We start from the raw sequence: 26127 nt of genomic DNA, 5'->3' as shown, positions 1-26127 counted from the left end.
CGTGCGTGGTCCGTGTGGTCCGGAATTCAGGAGCCGCGCGGGTGCGCGGGCGGATCAGCGCGCGGATTCCGCGCGTGACCGCGACACCGCACGGTCAGGTTTCCTGAATTCTGCACGCGCCGCGCGCGCTCACGGCACGCGCTGCAGCCACTCCTCGGTCGCGAACTTGGAGGCGACGAGCGCCTCGGCCTCGGCGAGCTCGTCGGGCCTCACCGACCCGGGCGTCGCGCCGTACATGCCTGCGAACGTCTCCTTCAGCCGATCGATGATCTCGGCGCGCGCCAGGCCGGTCTGCGACCGCAGCGGGTCGACGCGCTTGGCCGCCGATGCGATGCCCTTGTCGCTGATCTTCTCGCGGCCGATGCGCAGCACCTCGAGCATCTTGGCGTTGTCGAGGTCGTACGCCATCGTCACGTGATGCAGCACGCCGCCCGAGCCGAGGCGCTTCTGCGCGGCGCCGCCGATCTTGCCGGCGGGGCTCGCGATGTCGTTGAGCGGCTGGTACGTCGCCTCGATGCCGAGCGAGCGCAGTCCCTGCAGCACCCAGTCGTCGAGGAACGCGTACGAGTCGGCGAAGCTCATACCCTGCACGAGTTCGGCCGGCACGTACAGCGAGTAGGTGACGACGTTGCCCTTCTCCATCATCATCGCGCCGCCGCCCGAGATGCGGCGCACGACGTCGAAGCCGTAGCGGGACGCGCCATCCGGGTCGACCTCGTTCTTGACCGACTGGAACGAGCCGATCACGACGGCCGACTCCTCCCATTCCCAGAAGCGCAACGTGGGCTTGCGGCGGCCCTCGCCGACGCGCGTCGCGAGCACCTCGTCGAGCGCGAGGTGCAGGCGCGGCGGCACGGCCGGGTCGTGCACGATCTCCCACTCGTAGTCGGCCCAGGTCCGCGCATCCGTCAGCGCCCGGCGCACCGCGACGGCGATCGCCTCGGCCGAGAAGCCGAGCATCACGGCGTCGGGCCGGAGCCCCTTGGTGATCGCGGCCGCGATCTGCTTGGCATCGGATGCCGCGGGCAGGCCCTCGATCGCCCGGTTGAGGTCGTCGAGCGCCTCGTCGGGCTCGAGGAAGAAGTCGCCCGCGACCCGCGCGCCCCGGATCGCGCCGCCCTCGACGTCGAAGTCGACGACCACGAGCTTGCCGCCGGGGACCTTGTACTCACCGTGCATGGGCTCCAGCCTACGGATGCCGCGACCGCCGCCCGCGGTTCACAGGAGAATCGGCGATCTGCATGACGCCGACGCCGCCGGATCCGTCCTGTGCATCGCCGGTTCTCCTGTAGACCGTGGGGGGCGAGGGGTGGCGGGCAGGGATGGCACGCGGCGAGGGACGCGGAGCGAGGGGCGCGGCGGCGCGAGGTGGAGCACGGGCGTAGGCTCGGCGCAGGGGCGCCCGCGCGTGACCGGCCGGCGTCGAGACCGTGGAACGGAGGCCGCGATGACGACGCTCTTCCTCGCCCGGCACGGCGAGACCGTGTGGCACGCCGAGCACCGCTACGCCGGCTCGTCCGACGTCGAGCTCACCGACCACGGGCTCGTGCAGGCCGACGAACTCGGCGCATGGGCGACGCGCGCGCGTCTCTCGGCCATCGTCGCCTCGCCGTTGCAGCGGGCGCGGCTCACCGCGAAGCCGGCGGCCGAGGCCACGGGCCTCGAGACGCGCATCGACCCGCGTCTCGTCGAGATCGACTTCGGGTCGGGCGAGGGGCTGACCCCCGCCGAGCTCGACGAGCGCATGCCCGCCGAGTGGAAGGCCTTCGAGCGCCATCCGGCCCGTCAGCCCATGCCCGCGGGCGAGTCGGGCATGGAGGGCGTCGCCCGGGCGCTGCCGGCGCTGCTCGAGCTCGTCGACGAGTTCCCGCACGGGCGCGTGCTCGTGGTGACCCACGCGACGCTCATGCGGCTCGTGCTGTGCGAGCTGCTCGGCATCGATCCCGACCGGTACCGCGAGCTGTTCCCCGTCGTGGAGAACTGCGCGCTCACCGACCTGCGGTTCGAGGAGCTGGACGGGCAGCGCCGGGCGCGGCTGCTCGGCTTCAACCTGTCGCCGCGCGGCTGACTCAGTCGACGGCGAAGCGCTCGTCGAGCCAGCGCACGAGGTCGGCGCGCACGTCTTCGCGGTTCGGCTCGTTGAAGATCTCGTGGCGTGCGCCCTGGTACACGATGAGCGTCGCGTCGACGAGGTGCGCGCGGCGCTCGTAGTCCTTGAGCAGGGCGAGGCAGCTGCGCTCGCCGCCGACCACGTCGTCGGAGCCGACCATGAGCAGCAGCGGCAGCTCGCTCGAGATCCGCTTCGACGGCCGGGTGATGAGCGTGAACGACTGCGGCCAGCCGAACAGCTGCTGGAGGGTGCGGCCGGTCGTGTACGGGTCGGCCTCGAACGCCTCGCAGACGGCCGGATCGCTGCAGATCCACTCGACCGAGGTGCCGCCGGGCCTCCGGAATCGCTTGTTCAGGTCGCCCGTGTTCGTGTACCCGAGCTGCAGCCACGCGCTGCCGCTCAGCACGACGGCGTCGTAGCGGTCGGGATGCCGGTTCACCACGTGCTGCGTCAGGAACGACCCCCACGAGTGCCCGAGGATGACCAGCGGCACGTCGTCGCCCTCGGTCTCGCGGATGATCTCGCCGAACCGCTCGACGCCCGCGATCGCGGCGCGCATGCCGCCGGGCCCGGGGCGCCCCATGCGGTCGAGGTCGCCGCCGTGCTGCTCGAACCCGGTCTGCCCGTGGCCGCGGTGGTCGTCGGCCCACACCGAGTACCCGGCCGCGTTCAGCGCCGCGACGAGCTCACCGTACCGCCCGATGTGCTCCCCGATGCCGTGCGCGAGCTGCACGACCGCGGTCGGCTCGGGCACGCGCCAGTGCTCGTAGTGGATGTGCACGCCCCAGGCGTCGGTGAACGTCGGCATGCGCTCATCCTGTCAGGCGCGCGGGCGAGCGGATGTCGCGGCGCGGGCGGCTCCCCGGACGTCGCCGCCCCGCGACAGCGTCCGCAATTCAGGAACGGATGGCGCGCCCGCGCCGGTCAGCGCACGATTCCGCCCGTCACGCGTGCCTGGCCGTGGCCGGCTCCTGAATTGCGCACAAGGCTCAGGCCTCGCGCGTGACCTCGACGGAGACGAACAGCTCGGACGAGCCCGGCCCCGCGTACACCCCGCGGAGCGGTGGCACGTCGCCGTAGTCGCGGCCACGGCCGACGAGCACGTGCAGCTCGCCCACTTCGGCGAGGTTCGTGGGATCGTAGCCCCGCCACGTACCGGCGAACCACTCGACCCACGCGTGCGACTCCCCCGCGACGGTGACGCCGACAGGCGCCTCGCGGTCGGGGTGCAGGTAGCCCGAGACGTACCGCGCGGGGATCCCGACCGAACGCAGGGCGCCGATCGCGAGGTGGGCCATGTCCTGGCAGACGCCCTTGCGCTCGGCCCACGCCTCGCGAGCGGTCGAGTTCACTCCCGTCACGCCCGTGACGTACTCGACCGCGTCGCCGATCGCACGCGAGATCTCGAGCGCGGTCTCGCCGACGGGCATGCCCTCGGCCGCGATCTCCGCGGCGAGCGCGGCGACCTCGGCGGGCGGCTCCGTGGCATCCGTCTGGGTCGTGAGCTCCACGAACGGGATGCTCGAGGTGCGGATGGCGGCGAGCTCGTCCCACGTCGGCTCCGGGCCGCGGCCGGGCAGGGGTCGCACCTCGACGAGGCTCGTCGCGGTGACCGAGAGCTCGCGGTGCGGGGTCAGCACCTCGAAGGTCGACACGCGCGTGCCCCAGTAGTCGACGTAGGTGTGCTGCGTCGCGCCGGGCCGGATGTCGAGCGAGGCGTGCAGCACGAACTGCTCGCCCGCCGACGACGGCAGCATGCGCGCCTCGTTGTACGACGCGGTCGCCGGCTCGGCGTAGTCGAACCCGGTGCGGTGGACGATGCGCAGGCGGCTCATGAGACCTCCCCGATCCAGACGGGCACGACGCTCGCCGGGAAGTAGCGGTGGCGGATGGCGTCGCTCGCGTCGGAGACGACCTCCTGCACGTGCTCCATGTGGCCGGCGAGGTCGAGCAGGATGTCGCCGATCGGCCGGTACTCCAGCTCGGATCGGATCTGGCCGAGCAGGCGTTGCGCCTGGTCGGTCACGCCCACGCGTCCGGCGCGCGGGTCGATCTCGCGAAGCGATTCCTCGGCGCGGATGACGCTCGAGATGATCGAGCGCGGGAAGAGCCGGTCGAGCAGCAGGAACTCGGCCGCCGACTGGGTCGAGGGCACGCCGCGGTAGCTGCGCAGGTACGCCTCGTAGCCGCCGCAGCTGCGGAGGATCGTGGTCCAGCTCGGGCCGCTCGCCTCGGTCAGCGAGCGCGTGGCGAGCAGGCGCGCGGTCATGTCGGCGCGCTCGATGGAGCGGCCGAGGTTGAAGAAGTGCCACGCCTCGTCGCGGCTCGTCGCGGAGTCGACGACGCCGAGCGCGAGGGCGGCGCGGTCGCGCACCCAGCGGAAGAACTCGTGCGTCTTGTCGGATGCCACGTGCCGGGGCATGCGCGCGTTCGTGTGGTTCAGCGCCTCCCAGAGCTCGGTCGAGACGATCTCGCGAGCGCGGCGGGCGTTCTCGCGCGCGGCGGTGATGGAGTGCGCGATCGAGGCCGAGTTCTTCGGGTCGACCGCGAGCAGGGCGATCACGTCGTCGCGGCCGAGCGCGATGTCGTCATCGGCCTCGCTGCCCATGACGGAGAGGAGCGCCCGGCACGCGGTGTCCTCGTCGATCCACGGGTCCTCGAGGAGGAGCTGGAGGTGCACGTCGAGGATGCGCGCGGTGCCGTCGCTGCGCTCGATGTAGCGGCCGATCCAGAAGAGCGACTCGGCGATGCGGGAGAGCATCAGTCCACCTCCCCGTCCGTGCCGGTCGAGGAGCCGACGGAGTCGGCGTCTCGAGACCCGTCGGCCCGGGTCTCGAGACGGTCGCTGCGCGACCTCCTCAACCCGCTGGACTGCTGCTGTTGCTGCTGCTGCTGTCGCACGGGCGCGTCCTCGTCCTGCGGGGACGACTCGGGGCGGTGGCTGCGGTGCGGTGCGGCCTGCTCGACCTCGACCACCGGCGTCGACGCCGTCACGGGCGCGGTGGCCTGGTCGGCCACGACGCCACCGACACCGCTGCCGCGCGCCGGCACGAGCCCCACGATCGGGCCCGTCACGTTCGCGTCGTCCAGCACCCACGTGTCCTTCGACCCGCCGCCCTGGCTCGAGTTCACGACGAGCTGACCCTCGGGCAGGGCGACCCGGGTGAGTCCGCCGGGCAGCACCCACACGTCGGTGCCGTCGTTCACCGCGAACGGCCGGAGGTCGGCGTGGCGGGGGCGCATCCCGTCGTCGACGAGCGTCGGGATGGTCGACAGCTGCACGACCGGCTGCGCGATCCAGCCCCGCGGATCTTTGAGCAGCCGACCGCGCAGCTCGGCGAGCGTCGACTTCGAGGCATCCGGCCCCACGACCAGGCCCTTGCCGCCCGAGCCGTCGACGGGCTTGACGACGAGCTCGTCGAGGCGGTCGAGCACCTCGGCGAGCGCCTCCGGCTCCTCCAGGCGCCAGGTGTCGACGTTCGGCAGGATCGGCTCCTGCCCGAGGTAGTAGCGGATGAGGTCGGGCACGTAGGTGTAGACGAGCTTGTCGTCGGCGACGCCGTTGCCGACCGCGTTCGCGATGGTGACGTGCCCGAGCCGCGCGGCGAGCATGAGGCCGGGGGCGCCGAGCACCGAGTCGGGGCGGAACTGCTGCGGGTCGAGGAACTCGTCGTCGACGCGGCGGTAGATCACGTCGACCCGCGTGGGGCCGGCGGTCGTGCGCATCCACACCCGCCCGCCCGAGCAGAACAGGTCCCGGCCCTCGACGAGCTCGACCCCCATGAGGCGGGCGAGCAGCGTGTGCTCGTAGTACGCGGAGTTGAACACGCCGGGCGTCAGCACGACGACGGTCGGGTCGTCGACGCCCTCGGGCGCGCTCGCGCGCAGCGCCTGCAGCAGCCGGTTCGGGTAGTCGCCGACGGGCCGCACCCGCATCGAGGTGAACAGCTCGGGCAGCGTCTGCGCCATGACGCGCCGGTTCGAGATGACGTACGAGACACCGCTCGGCACGCGCACGTTGTCCTCGAGTACGCGCCAGTCGCCGAGCTCGTCGCGGATCACGTCGATGCCGGCGACGTGGATGCGCACGCCGTTGGCGCTGACGATCCCGGCGGCCTGGCGGTGGTAGTGGGTCGAGGAGCTGATGAGGGCGGCCGGGATGACGCCGTCGCGGATCGCGTGCTGCGGGCCGTAGATGTCGCCGAGGAACCGCTCGAGCGCGCGCACGCGTTGCGCGACGCCGGCCTCGACGACGCTCCACTCGGACGACGAGATCACGCGCGGCACCGCGTCGAGTGGGAAGGGCCGCTCCTCGCCGGCGAAGTCGAACGTCACGCCCTGCGCGAGGTACGAGCTCGCGAGCGCGTCGGTCCGGCCGCGGAGCTCGTCCTGCGTCATGCGCGCGAGTGCGGGATACAGCTCGCGGTACGGCTCGCGCACGGCCCGCGCCCCGGCGGGGAACATCTCGTCCCACGCCTGCGTGCGGGCACGCCGGCGCGGCCGTGTCGCCACGTATCCGTCGAAGAGGCTGCCCATGGACCCGAGCGTCCCAGTCCGGCGTTTCCGCGGTGTTTCCGACACGCGGCGGGCCGGTATCGCGGGGGAATCGTTAGCCACACTAATTTGTTATGCTAACTACATGGCCGATATCTTCGCTCCGGCGCCCGCACCCGCGCCCCTACGCGCTCGGCGCGCGACGCTCGCCGAGCAGAGCACCGAACTGCGCCTCTCGGTCATGCGCCTCGCGCGACGCATGCGGCAGGAGCGCGCCGACACCGAGCTCAGCGCGACCCAGTACGCCGCTCTCGCATGGACGGCGAGCGAGGGCCCGCTCACCCCCGGTCGCCTGGCCGAGCTCGAGCGGGTCACCCCGCCCTCGATGAACCGCACCGTGAACTGCCTCGTCGAGGCGGGCCTGCTCGTGCGCGAGGGCTCCCCCGACGACGGCCGCAAGATCCTGCTCCACGCGACCGAGGCCGGGCACGAGATCGTGCGCGAGACCCGCCGCCGGCGTGACGCCTGGCTCGCCAAGCGACTCGCCGCCCTGACCCCCGACGAGCGCAGCACCATCGCCGCCGCAACCGACATCCTCAGGAGGCTCACCGACCAGTGAAGTCCATGTTCCGCTCCCTCGCCTCCGTCGACTACCGCATCTGGTTCGTCGGCGCGCTCATCTCCAACATCGGCGCCTGGATGCAGGCGACGGCCCAGAGCTGGGTCGTGCTCACCGAGCTCACCGACAACGACGCGCTGGCCGTCGGCATCACGATGGCGCTGCAGTTCGCGCCGCAGCTGCTGCTCGTGCCCGTGACCGGCCTCATCGCCGACCGGTTCGAGCGCCGCAAGGTGCTCATGGTCACCCAGTCGGCCATGATGCTGCTCGGCTTCGCGCTCGGCGCGCTGCTCATCCTCGGCCACGCCGAGCTCTGGCACCTCTACCTCTTCGCCGGCCTGCTCGGCATCGTCAACGCCATCGACGTACCCGCGCGCCAGACCTTCGTGGCCGACCTCGTGTCGTCGTCGAACATGTCGAACGCGGTCGCGCTCAACTCGGCCTCGTTCAACGCGGCGCGCATGATCGGCCCGGCCCTCGCGGGCCTGCTCATCGTGCTCGTCGGCACGGGCTGGGTCTTCGTCATCAACGCGGTCACGTTCATCGCGGTGCTCGTCGCGCTCGCGAAGCTCAAGGGCTCGAAGCTGCGCCGGATGCCGCGGGCTCCCCGTGAGCGCGGCGCCTTCGTCGCGGGCTTCCGCTACGTGGCCGGCCGGCCCGACCTCGCCGTCGTGTTCGTCATGGTGTTCCTCATCGGCGCCTTCGGCATGAACTTCCCGATCTTCTCCTCGACCATGGCGGTCGAGTTCGGCCGCGGCGCGGGCGAGTACGGCCTACTCTCGTCGATCCTCGCGATCGGCTCGCTCACGGGCGCGCTGCTCGCCGCCAAGCGCGAGCGCGCGCGCATCCGGGTCATCATCACGGCCGTCGCGTTCTTCGGCGTCGCGGCCACCGTCGCGGCCCTCATGCCGACGTACTGGCTGTTCGCCGCGTCGACCGTGTTCATCGGCTTCACGATCGTCACGATGCTCACCACCGCGAACGGCTACGTGCAGACCACGACCGATCCGCTCCTGCGCGGCCGGGTCATGGCGCTGTACATGGCGATCCTGTCGGGCGGCACGCCGATCGGCGCGCCGATCGTCGGCGCGGTCGCGAATGCGTGGGGCCCGCGCTGGGCGCTCGGGGTCGCCGCCGCGGCGGCCGCCCTCGCCGCGCTCATCGGCCTCACCTGGCTCATCGTCGCCCGCGGGCTGCGCGTGGTGCGCCATCCGGTCGACGGAAGGATGCCGCGCTTCGGCCTCGCCTACGCCGAGGCGCCGACCGCGGCGATCGCCGTACCCGTCACGCGCCCGGTCGACGTCGTGGAGGTTCGCGCCGGCGCGCGCCACACGCAGGTCATGCGCCCCGTCGAACCCCCGTTCCGTCGCATCGACATGCCGGTTCCGCTCGGATTCGCGCGCTCGCGACCCGGCGAAGGGGGCAACTCGAAGGAGCACCCGGGCACCAGAGACGCGAAGGCGCCCACCCTCCACCGGTGAGCGCCTTCGGCCTCGTTCGGCGGGCGAGTGTGCACTCGCCCGCCGGGGTCAGCGCTCGATCTTGTCGAGGTGCAGCATGCGGGCGAGGTTCTTGTCGAGCTCGTCGTCCTGGAAGACCTTCTTCCAGTCGTCCTTGATGATCGACTCCTTGCCGTAGTCCATGGCGATGAGGCAGGCGTCGCTGAACGGGTTGTCGCCGCGGAGGCCGTTCGCGAGCGCGACCTGGGTGTGGCCGAGCAGGATGGAACGGGCCGCCGCCTCGGGCACGCCCATGGTGTTCACGGCCTCGTCGAGCGCCTCCTTGAGCAGGGCGCCGACCATGCAGGCGATGGTCTCGACGAGAGTCGGCTCGAGCTGAGCGAGCTGCTTGACGGTGACCCAGTGCACGTCGATCACGGGCGCGTAGATGGCGCGGACGGTGGCCTCGACGATCGCGGCCTTGGCGGGGTCGTCGGACTCGATCGCGGCGATCGCGTCCTGCGGGGCGGCGATGCCGCCGAACGTGTCCGCGTACTCCTCGGGGGTGGTGCGCTGCAGGAACACCGACGGGTGGCACGGGTGCGCGACGGCCTGGATGACGTCCTCGCGCGTGGTGAGCAGGCCGGCGTAGGCCGCGGCGGGGTCGAGCGTGAGGACGATGGCGCCCGGCTTGAGCTGCGGCACGATGTCGGAGGTGACCGGGCCGAGCGCGAGGTCGGGCACGGCGAGCACGACGATGTCGGCGGCACGCACGGCGTCGGGCGTCGCGGTCAGCTCGCGGCCGGCCTCGCGCACGCGCTCCTGCCCGGCGGGCGAGTTCTCGCTGTAGAAGACGGTGTGCGCGGTCTTGACCAGGTTGTTCGAGACGCGCATGCCCATCTTGCCGCCGGCGCCGATGACGGCGATGGTGAACGTCTCGGTGGGCGTGATGGTGTCGGTGGTGCTCATCGGATACTCCTCAGGTACTCCAGTGCGGTCGAAGTCCACTCCAGTTCGGTGCGGACGGTGGTGTCGGGGTCGCCCTGCCAGGGCAACCAGTGCTCGATGACCTGGTTGACGCCCCGCTGGTCGGGGCGCACGGTGTCGAGCAGGTGCGGGTAGTCGTGCAGGCCCTCGCCCATGGGGGCGCCGCTGTAGGTGAAGCCCACCCAGCCGTCCTGCCGGGCGAACGCGAAGTCCTTGGCGTGGATGTTGCGGGTCAGCGGGGCGCATCGTTCGACGGCGTCCTTGGGCAGTTCGAGGCCGGCGACGACGTTCGCCGGATCGAGGCAGATGCCGAGGCGGTCGCTGCCGACGCGCTCGACGAGCGCGACGAGGTCGGTGGTCGTGACCTGCTCGTAGGTCTCGAGGGCGAGCGTGACGCCGGCGGCCTCGAACTCGGGCATGACCGTTCCGAGCAGTGCGGCGGCCTCATCGTGGGTGGGCCGGAAACCGGGTGCGAAGACCATGGTGCGTACGAGCCGCGCGTCGAAGACGTCGGCGAGGCGCAGGAAGTCCATGAGGTGCTCGGGTGCGACGCCCTTGGTGCCGAGCTCGATCGTGAGGCCGAGCCGGCGCGCCGCGGTGGCCGCGTCGCGGAGGTCGTCGGCCGACATCGCCTGCAGCGGGGCGTAGTCGCAGATCTGGAACAGGTCGACGTCGAGGTCGCGGGTGCGTTTGAGCATGTCGACCAGGCCGAGCGGCCGTTCGACGCGATCGGAGTGCTGCCAGAAGAAGGCGTACGTGCCGAGGCCGATCATGCGATCGCCTCCTCGAGCCGGTCGGCGAGCGCGGCGGCCTCGTCGAGCACGTCGGCCAGGGCCGCGGGGTCGTGCGCGAAGCGGCCGAGGAACAGTCCGTCGACCGCGTCGCCGAGGCGGGTCAGCAGGCCGGGGCCGGCCGAGCCGCCGTAGATCACGAGGCTGCCCTCGCGGCCGGGCAGCCCGTCGAGCTCGGCGCGGAGCGCGCGGGTGACCTCGGCGATGTGCGCGACCGGAGCAGGGTCGGGGGCGCCGATCGCCCAGACGGGTTCGTAGGCGACGAGCACGCGGCCGGCCGGGGCGCCCTCGAGGGCCGAGCGCAGTTGGGCGATGGTCGCGACGGCGGCGGTCGCGCCATCCGCCCGCTCGGTCTCGCCGATGCAGAGCACCGGGGCGATGCCGTTGCGGAGGGCGGCTGCGGTCTTCGCGGCGACGACCTCGTCGGTCTCGCCGAACAGGCGGCGGCGTTCGGCGTGGCCGACCTCGGCGACGCGCACGCCGACCTCGGCGAGCTCGGCGGCCGAGACCTCGCCGGTGAACGCGCCGGCGTCGTCGGTCGCGACATCCTGCGCCCCGACCACGACCCGGGTGCCGGCGAACGCGGCCAGCGCCGGGAGCACCTGCAGGTAGGTGGGAATCACGAAGCACTCGACGCGGCCGTCGGCCACGGCGGGGTGCGCGGCCGCCAGGTCGGCGACCCGCTCGAACCAGCGGCGCGCGTCGGCGTGCCCGAAGTACATCTTCAGGCTCACTCCGACCGACACGCGCGGGGACATCAGCAGGACCCCGTGGTCTCGTACTGGCCGATGACGGCGACCTTCTCGGCCGACGCCGAGGTGGGGTCGAAGCGGTAGGTCAGCCACTCGCGCACGAGGCGGCGGGCGAGCTCGATGCCGACCACGCGCTGGCCCATGGTGAGGACCTGGGCGTCGTTGGAGAGCACGCTGCGCTCGACCGAGAAGCTGTCGTGCGCGGTCGCGGCGCGGATGCCGGGCACCTTGTTCGCGGCGATCGCGACGCCCAGGCCCGTGCCGCAGATGAGCAGCGCGCGGTCGGCCTCGCCGGCGGCGACGAGCTCGGCCGCGGCGACGGCGACCTTGGGGTACGCGGTGTGGCCTTCGGCGTCCACGCCCACGTCGACGACGGAGACCACGCCGGCGTGCTGCTCGAGATCGCGCTTGAGGATCTCCTTGTAGTCGAACCCGGCGTCGTCACTGCCGACGACGATGCGGAGCTGGTCAGGCATGCTGTGCTTCCTCTTCCTTCGGGGCGCCGGCACGGCCGGCGAGGGCTGCGCCCACCGCGGTGACGATGAGCGCGAACGAGTGGGCGCCCGGGTCGGGCGTGCCGAGGCTCTTCTCGGCGTGGGGGCGGGCGCGGCCCATGCGGGGCAGCAGGTCAGCGGTGGCGGCAGCAGCAGCGGATGCCGCGGCGGCGGCCTCCGCCCACGCATCGGCCAGGCGCGCCCCGCCGTCGACCTCGCGGCCGAGCGTGTCGGCGAATGGGACGAGCGCGTCGACCATGGTCTTGTCGCCGACCTCGGCCTTGCCGTACGACTGGATGCCGTCGCGCGCGCCGGCGACGCCGGTCGCGACCGCGTGGCGGGTCGGGGCCGCGTCGTCGCCGAGTGCGGCGCCCACCGAGCGCAGGGCGACGCCCCAGAGCGCGCCCGACGTGCCGCCGGCACGGTCCGACCAGGCGTCGCCCGCGCGGTCGAGCAGCGTCGCGGCACCGGCACCCGCCGCCGCAGCCTCGCGGGCCGCGTCGAGGGCGGCGTGCGAGCCGCGCTGCATGCCGATGCCGTGGTCGCCGTCGCCGGCGATCGCGTCCATGCGGCCGAGCTCGTCGACGTGCGCGTCGATCGTCGCGACCGTGGTCTCGAGGGCGGCGAGTGCGAGGGCGGCGGCCTGCTGCGAATCGGAGCTGCCGACGGGGATGGCGCGGGCCGCGACATCCGCCGCTGCCTCTGCCTCGTCGACCTCGACGCGCTCAGCCGCGACGACCGCGCCGCGACGGTACGCGGGCGTGTCGACCGGGGCGTTCCAGAGTCGCTCGAGTTCGTCGTCGAGCCAGAACAGGGTGAGCGAGCCGCCCGCCATGTCGAAGCTCGTGCAGTACTCGCCGACGTGCGGGTCGACGATCTCGATGTCGGCCGCCTCGAGCAGCTGCGCGATGCGGCGGTAGACGACGAAGAGCTCCTCGTACTTGAGGGCGCCGAGGCCGTTCAGGATGGGGACGACGCGCGCCCCCTCTGCCGTGGCGACGCCCTCGGGCAGCTCGGCGAGCAGGCTCGACACGAGCAGCTCGGCCAGGCCGTCGGCCGTGGGCACGTCGGTCTCGTCGATGCCGGGCTCGCCGTGGATGCCGAGGCCCACCGCCATCCGCCCCTCGGGGACGGTGAACAGCGGGGTCTCGGCGCCCGGGAGCGTGCAGCCCGTGAAGGCGACGCCGAACGACCGGGTGCGCTCGTTCGCCAGGCGCGCCACGCGCGCCACCTCGGAGAGCGCGGCGCCCTCCTCGGCGGCCGCGGCGGCCGACTTGAAGACCGTGAGGTCGCCCGCGATGCCGCGGCGCTTGTGCTTCTCGGCCAGCGGGGCGCTCGAGATGTCGTCGGTGACCGTGACCGTCTCGGTGGGGATGCCCGCGGCCCGCAGCTGCTCCTGCGCGGCGTCGAAGTTGAGCACGTCGCCCGCGTAGTTGCCGTAGCTGAACAGCACGCCGCCGCCCCGCTCGGCCGCCGTGGCGACCGAGCGGACCTGCTGCGTCGAGGGCGAGGCGAAGAGGTTGCCCATGGCCGCGCCGTGCGCGAGGCCCTGGCCGACCAGCCCGCCGAACGCCGGGTAGTGTCCCGAGCCGCCGCCGATCACGACCGCGACCTGACCCTGCGGCGTGGCGGTCGAGCGGGCGACCCCGCCCGAGATGCGACGGACGTACCGGCCGTTGGCCGCGACGAACCCGTCGATCATCTCGTCGGCGAAGTCCTCGGGCCGGTTGTGCAGGCGGGTCATCGCCGGGCCTCCTCCGCCGGCGTCTCGGCCTCGCTGCCGTCGGCCTGCAGCGGCGCGGCTGCGTCGGCCGTCGCGTGGCCGTGCGCGACCTTCACGCGACCGCGGCGGGCGAGCGAGATCATGAGGATCGCCGAGATGAGCATGAACCCGCCGACCACGAACATGGGCACCTCGTAGCCGCCGGTCCAGTCGTGCACCGCACCCGTGATGAACGGGGCGCTGAAGCCCGCGATGTTGCCGATCGTGTTGATGAGCGCGATGCCCGCGGCGGCGGCCGCGCCGGTGAGGAACTGCGTGGGCAGGGTCCAGAAGTTCGGCAGGGCCGCGAAGATCGCCATGGCGGTGATCGAGATGACCGCGATGGTCAGCACGGGCGAGCCGGCGAACAGGGCGAGCGGGATGCTGACGGCACCGGCGATCGCAGGGCCGGCGATGTGCCACGTGCGGAGGCCGCGGCGCGACGCGTCGCGCGACCAGAGCCAGAGGGCGATCGCGGCGGGGATGTACGGGATCGCGGTGATGAGGCCCTTCTGGAACACGTCGAACTCCGTGCCGGCCGCCGTCTGGAAGCCGTCGATGATCGTCGGGAGGAAGAACGCGAGCGCGTAGAGCCCGTAGATGAAGCCGAAGTAGATGAACGAGAGGGCCCAGACGCGGCCGCTCTTGAAGGCGTGCTTGACCGAGACGTGGTGCTGGGAGGCCTCGGTGGTGGACTTCTCCCTCGCGAGCGCGCCGGTGAGCCACTCCTGCTCGGCCGGGTTCAGCCACTTGGCGTCGGCCGGGCGGTCCTTGAGGTAGAACCAGGCGATGATGCCGACGACGATGGCCGGGATCGCGACGCCGAGGAACATGAAGCGCCAGCCCTCGAGGCCGAAGAACACGCCGTCCTGCTGGATGAGCAGGCCCGCGAGCGGAGCGCCGATCACCGTGGTGAGCGGCTGCGCCAGGTAGAACAGCGCGAGGATCTTGCCGCGGTAGGCGGCGGGGACCCAGAGGCTCAGGAACAGGATGGCGCCGGGGAAGAAGCCGGCCTCGGCGACACCCAGCAGGAAGCGGAGCACCACGAGCTGCTCGAAGTTCTGCACCCAGGTGAAGAGGGCGGCGACGATGCCCCAGCTCACCATGATGCGGGCGAGCCACTTGCGGGCGCCGAACTTGTGGAGCGCGAGGTTCGAGGGCACCTCGAGCAGGATGTAGCCGATGAAGAAGACCCCCGAGGCGAAGCCGAACTGGGCGGCCGACAGGGCGAGGTCCTCGTTCATGCCGTTGGGTGCCGCGAAGCCGATGGCGGTGCGGTCGAGGTAGTTGATGAAGAACATCAACGCGACGAACGGCACCAGCCGGACGGCGACCTTGCGGATGGCGGACTGCGCGACGGCGGATTGCGCCTCGGCTCGAGTGGTGGTGTCCACGCTGACTCCTGCTTCTCTCCTGCTCAGGTGCCGGAGGACTCCGGCACTGGATGACGGGGTCCATATTGGCAAACCGGTTGACCAATTGCAAGCCGGATGTCGTGTTCCTGGACGGGCGTCCACCCGCCGCGCCGCACCGACCCGCCGGCCCACCGGTTGGTAGGTTGGAGGCATGCCCGTGTTCCGCGACGACAGCTCGGCCGAGATCGCCGCCGCCCTCGGCGCGCTGCCGTCCGGCTCCGCCGTCTCCGTCGTGGCCACCAAGCTGCTCGACCTCTTCACGAGCGGGTCCATCGCGCCGGGCACACGCCTGCCCCCCGAGCGGCAACTCGCGGCGAACCTCCAGGTCGGCCGCTCCGCCGTGCGCGAGGCCCTCGCCGCGCTCGAGATCCTCGGCATCGTCGACGTGCGTCCCGGTTCGGGCACCTACTTGCGCGGCACGGCGAGCGAACTGCTCCCCCAGAGCCTCAGCTGGGGCGTGCTCATCGGCGAGCGCAGCACCGCCGAGCTCCTCGAGCTCCGATCGGGCCTCGAGATCTACGTCGCCCGGCTCGCCGCCGACCGCCTGACCGACGCGGAGCTCGCGAGCCTCGGCGCGCACCTCGAGCGCATGCGCGCGAACGTCGACGGCGACCTCAAGGCCTTCGTCAAGGCCGACCTCGCCTGGCACCACGACCTCGCCTCGAGCGCAGGCAACTCGGTGCTGCTCGACCTCCTGCAGATCGTGCGCTCGCTGCTGCGCGTCTGGGTCGACCGCGCCGTGCAGGACCAGGCGCAGGCGGGCACCGCGCTCGCCGAGCACGAGGCGGTGTTCCGCGCACTCGAGGCGCGCGATGCCGACGGCGCCGCGTCCGCGATGGCCGCGCACATGACCACGGCCTCGGCGCGACTCTCCGGCGCGGCGATCGGGTCGCGCGGCGACGCGGGGGCGGCCTGAGCCGATTCGCGGCGAGCACCGAGGCCGACGCGGCACGGCTCGACGCGGCGCTCCTATCGGTGAGGTGGAGAAGTGGTTCGCCCGAAGCGACGAATCGTAGACCCTCGGCACCGGGTCCGCCAGATGCTGGACCCGGTTCTCGAGTCGACCTAACGTGTGGCTCGTCTGACGACCCGTCAGGCATCACACCATGACACGGAACCGGAGAACGACGATGCAACGACGCGCGTCACTCATCACGGCCGCCGTCTGCGCCCTGGGGCTCACAACGCTCGGGCTCAGCGCACCAGCCGCGGCCCATCCAGACGATCAACACGGCACGCTCGAGGGCCACCTGGTCGGCGACGGCGAATGGGGGAAGATCGACCTGAAGTCGGTCCTCGACCTCACCGACACATCAGACCTGATCGCCGACGTCACCGTCTCGCCAGACGGGAACACCGCCTATCTCGCGAATTGGGGTGAGCCGGACTGCGCCGGCCCGGAGAGCGGCGGCCAGGGCAGCCCGGATGCGGGCGCCTACGTCGTCGACATCTCGGGGGTCGACACCGATCCCGCATTCGAGCCGGAGCTCATCGGGTTCATCCCCTCCCATCAGGACACGCGCCCCGGCGAGGGCATGCAGGTCATCGAGCTGACGACGAAGCAGTTCAGCGGCGACGTGCTCCTCATGAACAACGAGCCGTGCGGCAAGAACGCCAAGGGCGGCGTCTCGCTGTGGGACGTCACCGACCCGACCGATCCGAAGAAGCTCGCCGCGAACGTCGGCGACAAGGAACCGGGCAGCCCCGACGTCAACCAGATCCACAGCGCGTTCGCGTGGGACACCGGTGACAACGCCTACGTGGTCCTCACCGACAACGTGGAGGCTCAGGACGTCGACATCCTCGACATCACCAACCCCAAGCGGCCGAAGCTCATCGCCGAGTACGACCTGAACGACTTCGGCGTGGACCAGCCCGAGCTGGGGCTCACGGACTCGTTCCTCCACGACATGGTCGTGAAGAACATCGACGGCACGTGGTACATGCTGCTCTCGTACTGGGACGGCGGATTCGTGATCCTCGACGTGACCGACCCGGCGAACGCCGAGTTCGTCGCGGACACCGACTTCCCCGCGGTCGACCCTGAGCTGCTGGAGTCGCTGGGCGTTTCACTGACGCCCGAGGGCAACGCCCACCAGGCGGAGTTCACCATCGACGGCAACCTGTTCATCGGCACCGACGAGGACTTCGCGCCGTACCGCACCGACGCGCTCAACATCACGACCGGCGACTACGCGGGCGAGTACGAGTCCGTCATCGTCCCCGGCGGACAGCCGCCGGCCGCCCTCGACGACCTCACGCTGAGCGGACCGGTGGTCTACGGCGGATACGGCTGCCCCGACTCGGCCGCCATCCCGAGCCCCGAGGACATCCCCGGGTACCTCGACTCGCTGCAGCCCGGCGACGAGACGATCATCGTGCTCCAGCGCGGTCCGACCGGTGACCCCAGTGCGACCGAGGAGGCCTGCTTCCCCGGTGAGAAGGCCCACGAGGCCGCCCTCGCCGGATGGGACGCAGTGCTCTTCGTGCAGCGGCACGTCGAGCCCGACACGGCCTTCTGCGGTTCCGGCGCGTTCGTCGACGAGATCGTCGCCGTCTGCACCACGCACGAGGCGTTCCACAAGCTGTTCGGCCTCGACCCGGTCGAGGGTCCGTGGAGCTACCCGGAGGACATCGCGATCGGCGACATCGGCGAGCGCATCGAGGTCGGCTCGATCTTCGACGGATGGGGCTACGTGCACCTCTACGACACGGCGACCATGGCCGAACTGGACACCTTCGCCATCGACGAGGCACACGATCCGGACTACGCGTTCGGCTACGGCGACCTGTCTGTGCACGAGGTGGCGGTCGACCCGCAGGATCCGTCCCTGGCGTACCTCGCGTACTACTCCGGCGGTCTGCGCGCCATCCAGATCATGTGCGACGGCGTCCCCTACGACCCGGAGGTCGTGACCGACACCAGCGGCTGCGAACTCGTCGAGGTCGGCGGCTACCTCGATGAGGAAGGCAACGACTTCTGGGGCGTCGAGACGTTCGTCGGCGAAGACGGGATGACCTATGTCCTCGCCAGCGACCGCGACAGCGGCCTCTGGATCTTCGTGGACCCGTGATCGACTGATCATCCATGGAGGGGGCGGGCGACCGCCCCCTTCACCATGTCCACGGCGCGGTCACTCGCTCGGGACGGGCGCGGAACGGTGCTGTCTGCTGACGTGCCTGGGATGACGCGCCGCGCGATGCGCGACCCGGGTGCGGGCCACGAAGATGACGGTCACGATCACTGCGAGGCCGATCGCCCAGGCGAGGCCGACGAGCAGCCCGACCCATTCGTCGAACGTCTCGGTGAGCCCGGCGTCGATGAGGAGGCGATAGGGGCCGTAGCCGGGGAGCAGGATGGCCGGCCCTGGAGGTTCGAGTCGGAGCATCGGGCTCTGGGTGATGCCCAGGTCGAGGAATGGCACGACGAACGCGATGAGGACCCCGGAGACCCGGTCGAGCAGGAACCCGAGGCACATCCCGAACAGCGCATACACGACCCCGACCAGGAGCATCGCCCCGATGAAGGCGCCCCATTGCTCGGCGGGGAACACCAACGCGGTGATCGCCAGCGACGCCGCGGTCGTCACGACGACGGCCACGCCGACCTGGCCGAATCGGCCGGCGAGCAGCGCCGATCGGTGCAGTCCGGTCAGCACGAGGCGCCGGTCTCCCTCGCGATCGCTCAGCGCGATGAAGAGCCCGGCGACGGTGGCGAGTGAGGCGACCGCGATCGGGGCCATGGTGCCGGCGTGCGTGTCGGGCAGCCAGTAGCGGGCGTCGAGCTCGCGGCCGTCGTCGATCACCCGCATCACGGCGAACTGCTCCTCGGTGATCAGCTTGGACAACCAGATGAAGATGACCGGGACGGTGACCAGCAGGATCCAGAGCGCCGGGTTCCGCCGGTGCTCACGGATGCCCAGCCGGAATGCGGTGAGCGCCTGCCTGCCCCATCGCGGCCGCGGCGCGGGCCGGCTGCGACGACCGACGCGGGTCGCGCGCGCGAGCAGCAGACAGCTGCCGATGACGGCGACCACGACCCACAGGAGGGCGAGTCCGAGGTCGCCGAGCTGACCCGCGTGGCCGGATGGGAGGTCGACCATCCACAGGGTGGTGAAATGGGTGGGCATCCAGCGGGTGAGCTCGACGCGGTCGGGTGAGGTCAGGGCGGGACCGAAGAACACGTCGAGGATCCAGATCAGCAGGATGACGACGGTGCCGTTGACCGGGTCGCGTACGACCGCGCCGACTGCTGCGCCGATGCCGACGTAGATCGTGGCGAACATGAGCGTTCCCGCTGCCACGCGCAGCGGCTCGTCGACCTCCGCGCGCAGATACAGCGTCGCGAGCGCAGCAGCGGAGACGAACAGCGCGATCAGCAGGCCCGTCGACAGGCGAGCGGCGACCAGTACGCTGACGCGCGCGCCGGCGAGTGCGAGACGGCGGTCGGCGGATCGCGCCTGCCGTGTCTGGAAGTACATCGCCAGGGCGGCCAGGAACGCGGCCGCCCACCCCGTCGTGGCGGTCTCGACTGCCACGCCCGTGCCGCCGAGCAGTTTCGCGGCATCCGCCATCGGTTCGGCGGCGACGAGCACGAACACGACCGGCACCACCACGAGCACCAGCAGGTTCACCGGGTTCCGGACATACACGAGCAGGAACCGGCGTACGAAGGCGAAGTACGCGGTCACTTCTCGATCGCCTTCCCACCCCGCAGCTGCACGATCCGGTCGAATCGTTCCTCGTCCGCGATGAAGTGGCTGATCACCAGGACGGCACGTCCGGCGGCCCGGCGTCGACCCATCAGCTCCCAGAACCGGACGTACGTGTCCCAGTCGAACCCGGCATACGGCTCGTCGAGCATCAGGACCTCGGGGTCGGGAAGGAGGGCGAGGGCGAGGTTGAGCTTGGCGAGCGTGCCGCCGGAGAGCCGATCGACGCGCATGTCTGCGTACCGGGCGAAGTCGAGCTCGTCGTACAGCCGGGCTTGGGAACGCCGCCGTTCCTCGGCAGTCAATCGATACGCCGCACCGAAGAGCTCGAAGTGCTCGTCGCAGGTCAGCCGGTCGAACACCACGGGTCGTTGCGGGCAGTACCCGAGCGATCCGTTCAGGTCGACCTGTCCGGAGTCGGCGGGCAGCAGGCCGACCAGGATCTGCATGAGCGTGGACTTGCCGGAGCCGTTCTCTCCCACGAGCCCCAGCACCTCGCCCCGGTGCAAGATGAGCCCCGCGCCATCCAGTACCCGGTTCCGGCGGCGGAAGGGCCAGACGCCCTGGCGGTACGACTTGGACACGTCGCCCGCCACGAGCACGGGAACGCCCCGAGCAGCCGCATCCGACATCGACGCAGGCATCCTGCAGCCCTCTCCTCGGCGGCCGCGGTCCTGCGCGACCCGAGCGTCGACGCCCGGACGACTGGCCTCCCGTGGCCATGACCAAGCCAACCGCACGCAAGGAGCGGCGGTCGGGCCCTTGGACCCCCGATGCGAACGGCAGGTACTCTGGGAGGGTATTCCACAGCCTGGCGCACGCGACGAATCGGGAGGTGACATGGGGTTGGAGCTGATCCGCCGCGTCTCGCGTCCCGGAGCCCGAACCGCCCCTGCGACGTTCCTCAGCGTCGTGCTGATGATCGCCGTCGCGCTCGGGCTGGTGGCGATGCACGACTCGGGTGTCGAGCACGCCGCGCATGGCGGCGCCGCCACGGCGCAGGAGTCGCATCGGGCCGAGCACGCCGGCGAACCCGCCGCCACGGGGGCCGCGACGGCTGCCGCGACGATGGTCGCCTCGGTGACGACGTTCGTCGTCGGATGCGATGCCGGGTGCATGGAGCGCCTGCTCGACTGCGCCGCCGTGGCGATGGCGTGCGCGATGATGATCGCGTTCGCGGTCCTGCTCGCCCTCGCGGCACGGCCGGCGATGTTCCGGCAGCTCCGCGACGGCGGCGGCCCGGGGATCGCCGCGGTCCGCGACCGCGTCGCCGTCCACCTCCGACCAGACCTGCACGTCCTCTCGATCAGCCGGACCTGATTCCCGGGTGCCGCCCGCTGACCGCGCCCGCGCGGACGGCGAGCACACGAGGAGGAGTTCCAGGTATCGAGAGAATGGATGACGCACGCATGCGCAACGCACGCACCGCCCTGAACGTCGCGACCGCCCTGGTCGCCGCACTGACCCTCGCCGGCTGCACCATCAACCTGCAGAACCGGCCGGAGGATGCCCCCGCCACGACCTCGCCGGCAGCCGAGGCGGTCTTCAACGACGCGGACGTGATGTTCGCCCAGATGATGATCCCGCACCACGAGCAGGCGATCGAGATGAGCGACGACCTGCTCGAGAAGAACGGGGTCGACGAGCAGGTCCGCGACCTCGCCCAGCAGATCAAGGACGCCCAGCAGCCAGAGATCGACCAGATGAAGGACTGGCTCGACGAGTGGGGGCAGGACGAGCTCGACGGCATGGGCGGCATGGACCACGGCATGGGCGACGGGATGATGTCCGACGACGACATGAACCGGCTCGAGGAGGCCGACGGCACCGACGCATCCCGCCTGTTCCTCGAGCAGATGATCGTCCACCACGAGGGCGCCATCATGATGGCCGACATCCAGGTCGAGGACGGCGAGAATCCCGACGCCGTGGCCCTGGCCGAGGCGATCAGCGAGACGCAGAGGGAGGAGATCGCCGTCATGCAGGACCTCCTCGCCACCCTCTGAGACGCACGGCCGCCGCGAATCGTCGGCTACGGGTCTGGGAGCTGCGCCGAGACATGGAGGGGGGCTCGGTCGATGTGACGCTGAACCCGTGAGGGCGCAGGCCGGCGGTCATTCCTCCGTCACGACGGCCGTCACCACCTCGTACGGCGGAAGCTGCAGCACGCGCTCGCGTCCGCCGACGCGGACCACGACGGTCGTGGGCTCGGTCGCCAGGCTCGCCGCGAGCACGGCGACCGGGCCGTCGGGCCGTTCGGCGCCGACCACCTGCACGCCCGGTGGGACCTCGCCGACCGGCACGAGCAGCTCCCCGCCGCGCAGTCCCGCGATTGCCGCGATCGCCCGCGCGACGGGGTAGTCGCCATCAGCCGAGCGGATGCCTCGGGGCCCGTCGACCTCGAAGTACGCGATCGATGCGACCGCGGCATCCGGGGCCGTCGCGATGGCGGCGTAGCTCGCGACGGTCCAGGCCTCGAGTGCGGCCGAGCCCTGGCGGGGGTCGGTCGCGCCGGTGACGAGCTCGGCGCCGTAGCCCTCGGCGAGGGTCGCGTCGTCGTCGTCGTCGGCCGGGCTCGTGGCGACCGCGTTGAACCGCGAGCGCAGCGTGACCGGGCCGACGTGGAGCGGACGACCCGCCGCGATGTGCCCGGCATCGCGCGTCACGATCGCTTGGATCGGCACGGACTCGACGAGCTGAGCTCGCTCGGTCGCGTGCATCTGGGGCGTCATCGAGAAGGCGAGGGCCGGCAGGCCGTGCGGCAGTCGGTGGTGCTCGCGGTTGAGCTCGGTGAAATGCGAGCGGGCGCCCCCGACGAGCTCCGTGCCGGGCAGCCGCGCGGGTCCGGTCGCGGCGAGCACCTCCCAGAGCGCCGGTTCGGTGACGTGCGTGCGTCCCGAGAACACGCCGACGCGTGCGACGCGACCCGCGCCCGCGGCGGCGATCGCGTCGACCGCCTCGGCCACGCGGTCGGGTTCGTCGGCGACGATGCGGACGTCGAGCGGGAGCGCGCCGGCCTCGGCGAGGGCCCGGTCGAGCGCGGCCCGCCACTGCGCCGTCCGCGTGTCGAGCTCGACGAGGATCGCCGAGACCCCGGAGGGGGCCGCGGTCGCGGCGACCAAGTCGTCGGTGCGCGTCGCCGGCGCGACATCCGGCGTCGTGGACGCACCGAGCACGACCTCGGGAACGGGGCGACCCGCACCCTCGAGCACGAGTGTCGCGGGGCCGGGCACGCCGGCGGCGGCACGACCCGCGATCCGCGACGCCGTGACCGAGACCGACTGCGCGATCACCGCGCCGGCCTCGATCCGCACGGGGAACGGCAGCGCAAGCGGCGTGCCGTAGGTCTTGTAGGAGGCGTCGGTCCAGTTGCGCTGGTCCTCCATCTCGAAGACCTCGCCGGCGAACTCGACGCGCGCGGCGACGCCGTCGTGCGCCCAGGCGAGCGAGCGGATGTCGGTCGCGGGCTGGTGGGGCGACACGGCATCGGGGAACGACGTGCGCCGTTCCAGCCCCGACGGCGTGCCGACCAGGAGCGGCGCCCCGGCGACGACTGGCGGATGGAGCACGACGAGGCCGAGCCGGTTGCTGAGGAACTCGGTGTGCGAGGTCGCGTCGAGCGAGATGGTGATCCGGTCGGCGTCGGCGTCGCCGGCAGTACCCGCGTCGGCACCGACCTCGACGATCAGCAGCGCCGTGATCTCGGCGCCGAGTCCGCGCATCGCGAGCCGGACGCGGCATCCGCGCTCGGATCGCTCAATTGCCTCGACGGTGGTCGGCACCGTGTTCCAGTCGCGATCGCGCGCGACGGCGCGCACGCTCCGCAGCACCGCGCTGCCGTCGTACGCCAGGTCGGCGACCTCGTCGCCGCGCAGCTCGAACCGCCACGGGCCGAGCACGACCTCGACGGGCGCGGGCTCGGCGACGCCCCACACGCGGTCGAGCAGCCGGGCCTCGTCGGGCGTGGTCACAGCACCGACATCCCGCCGTCGACCGCGAACGCCGAGCCGGTCGCGAACGAGCTCTCGTCGCTCGCGAGGTAGACCATGATGCCCTCGACGTCGGCCGGCGAACCCGACCGTCCCATCGGGATGCGGCCCACGATCGCGGTGTGCGCGTCGGCGTCGCCGGTGAGCGTCGAGACGAGCGGGGTCTCGGTGTACGCGGGGATCACGGTGTTCACGCGGATGCCGTCGCGCGCGTACGCCGCCGCGACCGTGCGGCCGAGCCCGTGCATGCCCGCCTTCGACGCGCTGTACGCGGTGAAGTCGGCGCCCTCGCCGCGCACGCCCGTGGGGCTGCCGGTGAGGATGATCGAGCCGCCGTCGCCGCCGAGCATCGCCCGCACCGCGTGCTTGAGCGTGAGGAACGTGCCCGTGAGGTTGATGTCGATCGTGCGCTTCCACACCTCGAGGTCGAGGTCGGCCGCCTTCGCGTCCTGCCCGAACAGCTGCACGCCCGCGTTGGCGACGACCACGTCGGGTCGCCAGCCGTCGGCGACGAGCGCCTCGAACGCGGCGGCGACGGATGCCTCGTCGGAGATGTCGGCGACGGCCGCGCGGGCCCGCTCGCCGAGCGCGGGCACCACGGCGTCGAGCGCCGCCGCGTCGCGGTCGGCGAACACGACGCGCGCGCCCTCCTGGAGGAACCGGAGGGCGACCTGGCGCCCGATCCCCGACGCCGCGCCCGTCACGAGCGCCGTCTTGCCGGTCAGCCGTTCAGTCATGTCGGTCATGCCCTCCGCAACGTCCTTGTCGATGAAACCGGTTGACCGGTTCACCGGATAGGGTACCTGCTCGCGGCCGCCGATGACGACCCCGATCAGAACGGCCCGGGCCGAGGGGCCGGTCCGCGCGCCGGGCGGCGCCCGCTACGAACGCGCTCGCGTGGACTCGCGCACGACAAGCTCGGGCTGGAACTGCACCTGGTCGGGCACCGACTCAGTGCCGTGACGCGCCTCGCGCAACAGCAGGTCGACCGCCGTGTACCCGATCAGCCATGCCGGCTGCCGGATCGACGAGAGCGGCACGACCGCGGCCTGCGCGAAGTCGATGTCGTCGTAGCCGATGAGGGCGATGTCATCGGGCACGCGCGTGTCGCCCAGCATCACGAGCGCCTGCAGCACCCCCATGGCCAGCAGGTCGTTGGCGGCGAACACCGCGTCGGGCCGGTCCTCCGGCGCGCGCGCGCGGATGCGCTCACCCGCGGCGCGACCCTCGAGCACCGTGGTCGACTCGGTCGGGATCACCTCGAGGGTGACGCCCGGCCGCTTCGCCGCCGCGCGCCGCGCGCCCTCGAGCCGGTCGGCGACCTGCCGGATGCTCGTGGGCCCGCCCACGAACGCGATCCGCTTTCGGCCCGACTCGACGAGGTGCCGCACCGCCTGGGCCCCGCCCACGACGTCGTCGACCGCGACCGACGAGAAGCTGCGATCCTCGGCCTCGCGGTCGACGAGCACGACCGGCACGCCGCGCGTGCGCAACCGCGCGAGGCGCGGCAGGTCGTCGGCCATCGGCGAGATGAGGACGCCGTGCACGCGCTGCTCCTCGAACAGGTCGAGGTAGGCCCGCTCGCGGTCGGGGTTCTCGTCGCTGTTTCCGAGCAGGATGGTCATGCCGTCCTCCGCGGCACGATCCTCCGCGCCGCGGGCGACATCCGTGAAGAACGGGTTGCGTACGTCGAGCACGACGAGGCCGATCGATCGGCTTCGCCCGGCCCGCAGCTGGCGGGCGGCGTCGTTGCGCACGAAGCCGAGCTCGTCGATGGCGGCGAGCACGCGCGCGACCGTGTCGGGCGCGACCTTCTCGGGCCGGTTGAGCACGTTCGAGACGGTGCCCACCGAGACCGATGCGGCAGCCGCGACGTCGCGCACGCTGACTGCCATGCCGTCCTCCTGTCGTTCCCGGACTCCCCCGGTCCTTCAATGATCGCAGCCCCGGCCAAGGTCGAAGCGGAGACGCACCGCCGATTCAGCGGTGCTCGTGCGACATCCGATGGCCGTTCCCGCGGCGCGGATCGCCGCGACCCAAGCGCGGATCGCAGACCCGACGGCCCTGCGGAGGCGTAGGGTCAGGAAATCGCATTCCAGACTTGCGCGGAGACATTCGGCCATCTAATCTTGAAACGATTCACAATAGAACGGAGAGCTCGACGATGAGCACAGGCACCACGCAGCGGGTCTGCTTCCAGCTGCAGGTCGACCCGTCTCGCCTCGACGAGTACCGCGAGCGCCACGCCGCGGTCTGGCCCGACATGCTCCGGGCCATCGAGGCATCGGGCCGGCGCAACTACTCGCTCTTCCTCCGCGCCGACGGCCTGCTCATCGGGTACTACGAGGTTGACGACGACGACGCGGCCCAGGCGTCCCTCGCGAGCGACCCGCGCACCGCGCCGTGGGAGGCCGAGATGGCCGAGTTCTTCGTCGCCCTCGACGGCGCCCGGCCCGACCAGGGCACCCCCCGGATTCCCGAGGTGTTCCACCTCGAAGACCAGCTCGCCACGCTCGATGCCGACGCGGCATCCGTCACCCACACAGAAAGCAGCCACTCGTGA

Annotated in this window: 24 protein-coding genes; 8 read left to right on the top strand and 16 right to left on the bottom strand. The window is 71.7% G+C overall.

All coding sequences use genetic code 11. The features are described from left to right. Window positions 1–129: 129 nt before the first annotated feature. Window positions 130–1179: a lipoate-protein ligase LplAB gene (lplAB, locus tag AC3RKB_RS07045; RefSeq protein WP_491435376.1), complete on the bottom strand. Its 1050-nt coding sequence runs from the start codon at window positions 1177–1179 to the stop codon at window positions 130–132. 268 nt (window positions 1180–1447) lie between these two features. On the opposite strand from lplAB, the gene AC3RKB_RS07040 reads away from it, so the two are divergent. Further along, complete coding sequence (locus AC3RKB_RS07040; RefSeq protein ID WP_491435375.1) at window positions 1448–2068, top strand: histidine phosphatase family protein; 621 nt, start codon at window positions 1448–1450, stop codon at window positions 2066–2068. A gap of 1 nt (window position 2069) precedes the next feature. Here the strand turns inward: AC3RKB_RS07040 and AC3RKB_RS07035 are convergent, their stop codons facing one another. The 4 genes from AC3RKB_RS07035 to AC3RKB_RS07020 form a co-directional block, all read right to left on the bottom strand. Further along, window positions 2070–2918, bottom strand: coding sequence for an alpha/beta fold hydrolase (locus AC3RKB_RS07035; RefSeq protein ID WP_491435374.1), 849 nt, complete (start codon window positions 2916–2918; stop codon window positions 2070–2072). A gap of 181 nt (window positions 2919–3099) precedes the next feature. Then, window positions 3100–3945 (bottom strand): transglutaminase family protein, encoded by an 846-nt coding sequence (locus AC3RKB_RS07030; protein WP_491435373.1) that lies wholly within the window; start codon window positions 3943–3945, stop codon window positions 3100–3102. Continuing rightward, window positions 3942–4871 (bottom strand): alpha-E domain-containing protein, encoded by a 930-nt coding sequence (locus AC3RKB_RS07025; protein WP_491435372.1) that lies wholly within the window; start codon window positions 4869–4871, stop codon window positions 3942–3944. The genes AC3RKB_RS07030 and AC3RKB_RS07025 overlap by 4 nt, the downstream gene beginning before the upstream one ends. After that, window positions 4871–6646 (bottom strand): circularly permuted type 2 ATP-grasp protein, encoded by a 1776-nt coding sequence (locus AC3RKB_RS07020; RefSeq protein ID WP_491435370.1) that lies wholly within the window; start codon window positions 6644–6646, stop codon window positions 4871–4873. Before AC3RKB_RS07020 ends, AC3RKB_RS07025 begins: the two co-directional genes overlap by 1 nt. A gap of 103 nt (window positions 6647–6749) precedes the next feature. On the opposite strand from AC3RKB_RS07020, the gene AC3RKB_RS07015 reads away from it, so the two are divergent. Together AC3RKB_RS07015 and AC3RKB_RS07010 are read left to right on the top strand one after the other, a co-directional pair. Further along, window positions 6750–7223: a MarR family winged helix-turn-helix transcriptional regulator gene (locus AC3RKB_RS07015; protein WP_491435369.1), complete on the top strand. Its 474-nt coding sequence runs from the start codon at window positions 6750–6752 to the stop codon at window positions 7221–7223. A gap of 5 nt (window positions 7224–7228) precedes the next feature. After that, window positions 7229–8704, top strand: a complete 1476-nt coding sequence (locus tag AC3RKB_RS07010) for an MFS transporter (RefSeq protein WP_491436772.1) — start codon at window positions 7229–7231, stop codon at window positions 8702–8704. Between the two features lie 48 nt (window positions 8705–8752). Here the strand turns inward: AC3RKB_RS07010 and AC3RKB_RS07005 are convergent, their stop codons facing one another. Genes AC3RKB_RS07005 through AC3RKB_RS06980 form a run of 6 tightly spaced genes read right to left on the bottom strand, consistent with a single transcriptional unit; the run spans window position 8753 to window position 14842 of the window. Further along, window positions 8753–9631, bottom strand: coding sequence for a phosphogluconate dehydrogenase C-terminal domain-containing protein (locus tag AC3RKB_RS07005; RefSeq protein ID WP_491435367.1), 879 nt, complete (start codon window positions 9629–9631; stop codon window positions 8753–8755). Then, on the bottom strand, window positions 9628–10422 hold the full coding sequence (locus tag AC3RKB_RS07000) for a sugar phosphate isomerase/epimerase family protein (protein WP_491435365.1): 795 nt from the start codon (window positions 10420–10422) through the stop codon (window positions 9628–9630). The genes AC3RKB_RS07005 and AC3RKB_RS07000 overlap by 4 nt, the downstream gene beginning before the upstream one ends. Beyond that, window positions 10419–11198, bottom strand: coding sequence for a triose-phosphate isomerase family protein (locus tag AC3RKB_RS06995; RefSeq protein ID WP_491435364.1), 780 nt, complete (start codon window positions 11196–11198; stop codon window positions 10419–10421). Before AC3RKB_RS06995 ends, AC3RKB_RS07000 begins: the two co-directional genes overlap by 4 nt. Further along, window positions 11198–11668, bottom strand: a complete 471-nt coding sequence (locus tag AC3RKB_RS06990; RefSeq protein WP_491435363.1) for a ribose-5-phosphate isomerase — start codon at window positions 11666–11668, stop codon at window positions 11198–11200. Before AC3RKB_RS06990 ends, AC3RKB_RS06995 begins: the two co-directional genes overlap by 1 nt. Then, the gene (locus AC3RKB_RS06985) at window positions 11661–13430 is read right to left on the bottom strand and encodes a dihydroxyacetone kinase family protein (RefSeq protein ID WP_491435361.1); all 1770 of its coding nucleotides are present in this window, start codon (window positions 13428–13430) and stop codon (window positions 11661–11663) included. The genes AC3RKB_RS06990 and AC3RKB_RS06985 overlap by 8 nt, the downstream gene beginning before the upstream one ends. Further along, window positions 13427–14842, bottom strand: coding sequence for an MFS transporter (locus AC3RKB_RS06980; RefSeq protein ID WP_491435359.1), 1416 nt, complete (start codon window positions 14840–14842; stop codon window positions 13427–13429). The genes AC3RKB_RS06985 and AC3RKB_RS06980 overlap by 4 nt, the downstream gene beginning before the upstream one ends. Window positions 14843–15014: 172 nt before the next feature. On the opposite strand from AC3RKB_RS06980, the gene AC3RKB_RS06975 reads away from it, so the two are divergent. After that, the gene (locus AC3RKB_RS06975) at window positions 15015–15779 is read left to right on the top strand and encodes a FadR/GntR family transcriptional regulator (RefSeq protein ID WP_491435357.1); all 765 of its coding nucleotides are present in this window, start codon (window positions 15015–15017) and stop codon (window positions 15777–15779) included. 214 nt (window positions 15780–15993) lie between these two features. Then, window positions 15994–17937 carry an LVIVD repeat-containing protein gene (locus tag AC3RKB_RS06970; protein WP_491435355.1) on the top strand — a complete coding sequence of 648 codons (1944 nt, stop codon included), beginning with the start codon at window positions 15994–15996 and terminating at the stop codon, window positions 17935–17937. 60 nt (window positions 17938–17997) lie between these two features. On the opposite strand, the gene AC3RKB_RS06965 is transcribed toward AC3RKB_RS06970, so the two are convergent. After that, window positions 17998–19554 carry an ABC transporter permease gene (locus tag AC3RKB_RS06965; RefSeq protein ID WP_491435353.1) on the bottom strand — a complete coding sequence of 519 codons (1557 nt, stop codon included), beginning with the start codon at window positions 19552–19554 and terminating at the stop codon, window positions 17998–18000. Then, a complete protein-coding gene (locus tag AC3RKB_RS06960) occupies window positions 19551–20219 on the bottom strand; it encodes an ATP-binding cassette domain-containing protein (protein ID WP_491435351.1) in 669 nt (222 codons plus the stop codon). The genes AC3RKB_RS06965 and AC3RKB_RS06960 overlap by 4 nt, the downstream gene beginning before the upstream one ends. A gap of 196 nt (window positions 20220–20415) precedes the next feature. Here AC3RKB_RS06960 and AC3RKB_RS06955 point away from each other — a divergent pair, with 196 nt between their 5' ends. Then, window positions 20416–20895, top strand: coding sequence for a hypothetical protein (locus tag AC3RKB_RS06955; RefSeq protein ID WP_491435349.1), 480 nt, complete (start codon window positions 20416–20418; stop codon window positions 20893–20895). Window positions 20896–20984: 89 nt separating this feature from the next. Then, window positions 20985–21581, top strand: a complete 597-nt coding sequence (locus AC3RKB_RS06950) for a DUF305 domain-containing protein (RefSeq protein ID WP_491435347.1) — start codon at window positions 20985–20987, stop codon at window positions 21579–21581. A 108-nt stretch (window positions 21582–21689) separates the two neighbouring features. Here the strand turns inward: AC3RKB_RS06950 and AC3RKB_RS06945 are convergent, their stop codons facing one another. The 3 genes from AC3RKB_RS06945 to AC3RKB_RS06935 all read right to left on the bottom strand — a co-directional run bounded on the left by AC3RKB_RS06945 (window position 21690) and on the right by AC3RKB_RS06935 (window position 25459). Continuing rightward, on the bottom strand, window positions 21690–23546 hold the full coding sequence (locus tag AC3RKB_RS06945) for a D-apionate lactonase family protein (RefSeq protein WP_491435345.1): 1857 nt from the start codon (window positions 23544–23546) through the stop codon (window positions 21690–21692). After that, window positions 23543–24310, bottom strand: coding sequence for an SDR family NAD(P)-dependent oxidoreductase (locus AC3RKB_RS06940; protein ID WP_491435343.1), 768 nt, complete (start codon window positions 24308–24310; stop codon window positions 23543–23545). Before AC3RKB_RS06940 ends, AC3RKB_RS06945 begins: the two co-directional genes overlap by 4 nt. A 135-nt stretch (window positions 24311–24445) precedes the next feature. Then, window positions 24446–25459 carry a LacI family DNA-binding transcriptional regulator gene (locus AC3RKB_RS06935; protein WP_491435341.1) on the bottom strand — a complete coding sequence of 338 codons (1014 nt, stop codon included), beginning with the start codon at window positions 25457–25459 and terminating at the stop codon, window positions 24446–24448. A 269-nt stretch (window positions 25460–25728) separates the two neighbouring features. On the opposite strand from AC3RKB_RS06935, the gene AC3RKB_RS06930 reads away from it, so the two are divergent. Continuing rightward, a complete protein-coding gene (locus AC3RKB_RS06930) occupies window positions 25729–26127 on the top strand; it encodes an L-rhamnose mutarotase (RefSeq protein WP_491435339.1) in 399 nt (132 codons plus the stop codon).

The organism is Agromyces capsici (assembly GCF_058349965.1).
This window is presented reverse-complemented; position numbering and strand designations above follow the sequence as displayed.

What these genes read in the sequence shown, in the direction of transcription:
- AC3RKB_RS07015 (WP_491435369.1), top strand. Translation starts at nt 6,750, where the DNA reads ATGGCCGATATCTTCGCTCCGGCGCCCGCACCCGCGCCCCTACGCGCT.
- AC3RKB_RS06990 (WP_491435363.1), bottom strand. Translation starts at nt 11,668, where the DNA reads ATGCCTGACCAGCTCCGCATCGTCGTCGGCAGTGACGACGCCGGGTTC.
- AC3RKB_RS07035 (WP_491435374.1), bottom strand. Translation starts at nt 2,918, where the DNA reads ATGCCGACGTTCACCGACGCCTGGGGCGTGCACATCCACTACGAGCAC.
- AC3RKB_RS07040 (WP_491435375.1), top strand. Translation starts at nt 1,448, where the DNA reads ATGACGACGCTCTTCCTCGCCCGGCACGGCGAGACCGTGTGGCACGCC.
- AC3RKB_RS06940 (WP_491435343.1), bottom strand. Translation starts at nt 24,310, where the DNA reads ATGACCGACATGACTGAACGGCTGACCGGCAAGACGGCGCTCGTGACG.
- AC3RKB_RS07020 (WP_491435370.1), bottom strand. Translation starts at nt 6,646, where the DNA reads ATGGGCAGCCTCTTCGACGGATACGTGGCGACACGGCCGCGCCGGCGT.
- AC3RKB_RS07000 (WP_491435365.1), bottom strand. Translation starts at nt 10,422, where the DNA reads ATGATCGGCCTCGGCACGTACGCCTTCTTCTGGCAGCACTCCGATCGC.
- AC3RKB_RS06995 (WP_491435364.1), bottom strand. Translation starts at nt 11,198, where the DNA reads ATGTCCCCGCGCGTGTCGGTCGGAGTGAGCCTGAAGATGTACTTCGGG.
- AC3RKB_RS06970 (WP_491435355.1), top strand. Translation starts at nt 15,994, where the DNA reads ATGCAACGACGCGCGTCACTCATCACGGCCGCCGTCTGCGCCCTGGGG.
- AC3RKB_RS06975 (WP_491435357.1), top strand. Translation starts at nt 15,015, where the DNA reads ATGCCCGTGTTCCGCGACGACAGCTCGGCCGAGATCGCCGCCGCCCTC.
- AC3RKB_RS06950 (WP_491435347.1), top strand. Translation starts at nt 20,985, where the DNA reads ATGCGCAACGCACGCACCGCCCTGAACGTCGCGACCGCCCTGGTCGCC.
- AC3RKB_RS06985 (WP_491435361.1), bottom strand. Translation starts at nt 13,430, where the DNA reads ATGACCCGCCTGCACAACCGGCCCGAGGACTTCGCCGACGAGATGATC.
- AC3RKB_RS07030 (WP_491435373.1), bottom strand. Translation starts at nt 3,945, where the DNA reads ATGAGCCGCCTGCGCATCGTCCACCGCACCGGGTTCGACTACGCCGAG.
- AC3RKB_RS07025 (WP_491435372.1), bottom strand. Translation starts at nt 4,871, where the DNA reads ATGCTCTCCCGCATCGCCGAGTCGCTCTTCTGGATCGGCCGCTACATC.
- AC3RKB_RS07005 (WP_491435367.1), bottom strand. Translation starts at nt 9,631, where the DNA reads ATGAGCACCACCGACACCATCACGCCCACCGAGACGTTCACCATCGCC.
- AC3RKB_RS07010 (WP_491436772.1), top strand. Translation starts at nt 7,229, where the DNA reads ATGTTCCGCTCCCTCGCCTCCGTCGACTACCGCATCTGGTTCGTCGGC.
- AC3RKB_RS06955 (WP_491435349.1), top strand. Translation starts at nt 20,416, where the DNA reads ATGGGGTTGGAGCTGATCCGCCGCGTCTCGCGTCCCGGAGCCCGAACC.
- AC3RKB_RS06960 (WP_491435351.1), bottom strand. Translation starts at nt 20,219, where the DNA reads ATGCCTGCGTCGATGTCGGATGCGGCTGCTCGGGGCGTTCCCGTGCTC.
- AC3RKB_RS06930 (WP_491435339.1), top strand. Translation starts at nt 25,729, where the DNA reads ATGAGCACAGGCACCACGCAGCGGGTCTGCTTCCAGCTGCAGGTCGAC.
- AC3RKB_RS06935 (WP_491435341.1), bottom strand. Translation starts at nt 25,459, where the DNA reads ATGGCAGTCAGCGTGCGCGACGTCGCGGCTGCCGCATCGGTCTCGGTG.
- lplAB (WP_491435376.1), bottom strand. Translation starts at nt 1,179, where the DNA reads ATGCACGGTGAGTACAAGGTCCCCGGCGGCAAGCTCGTGGTCGTCGAC.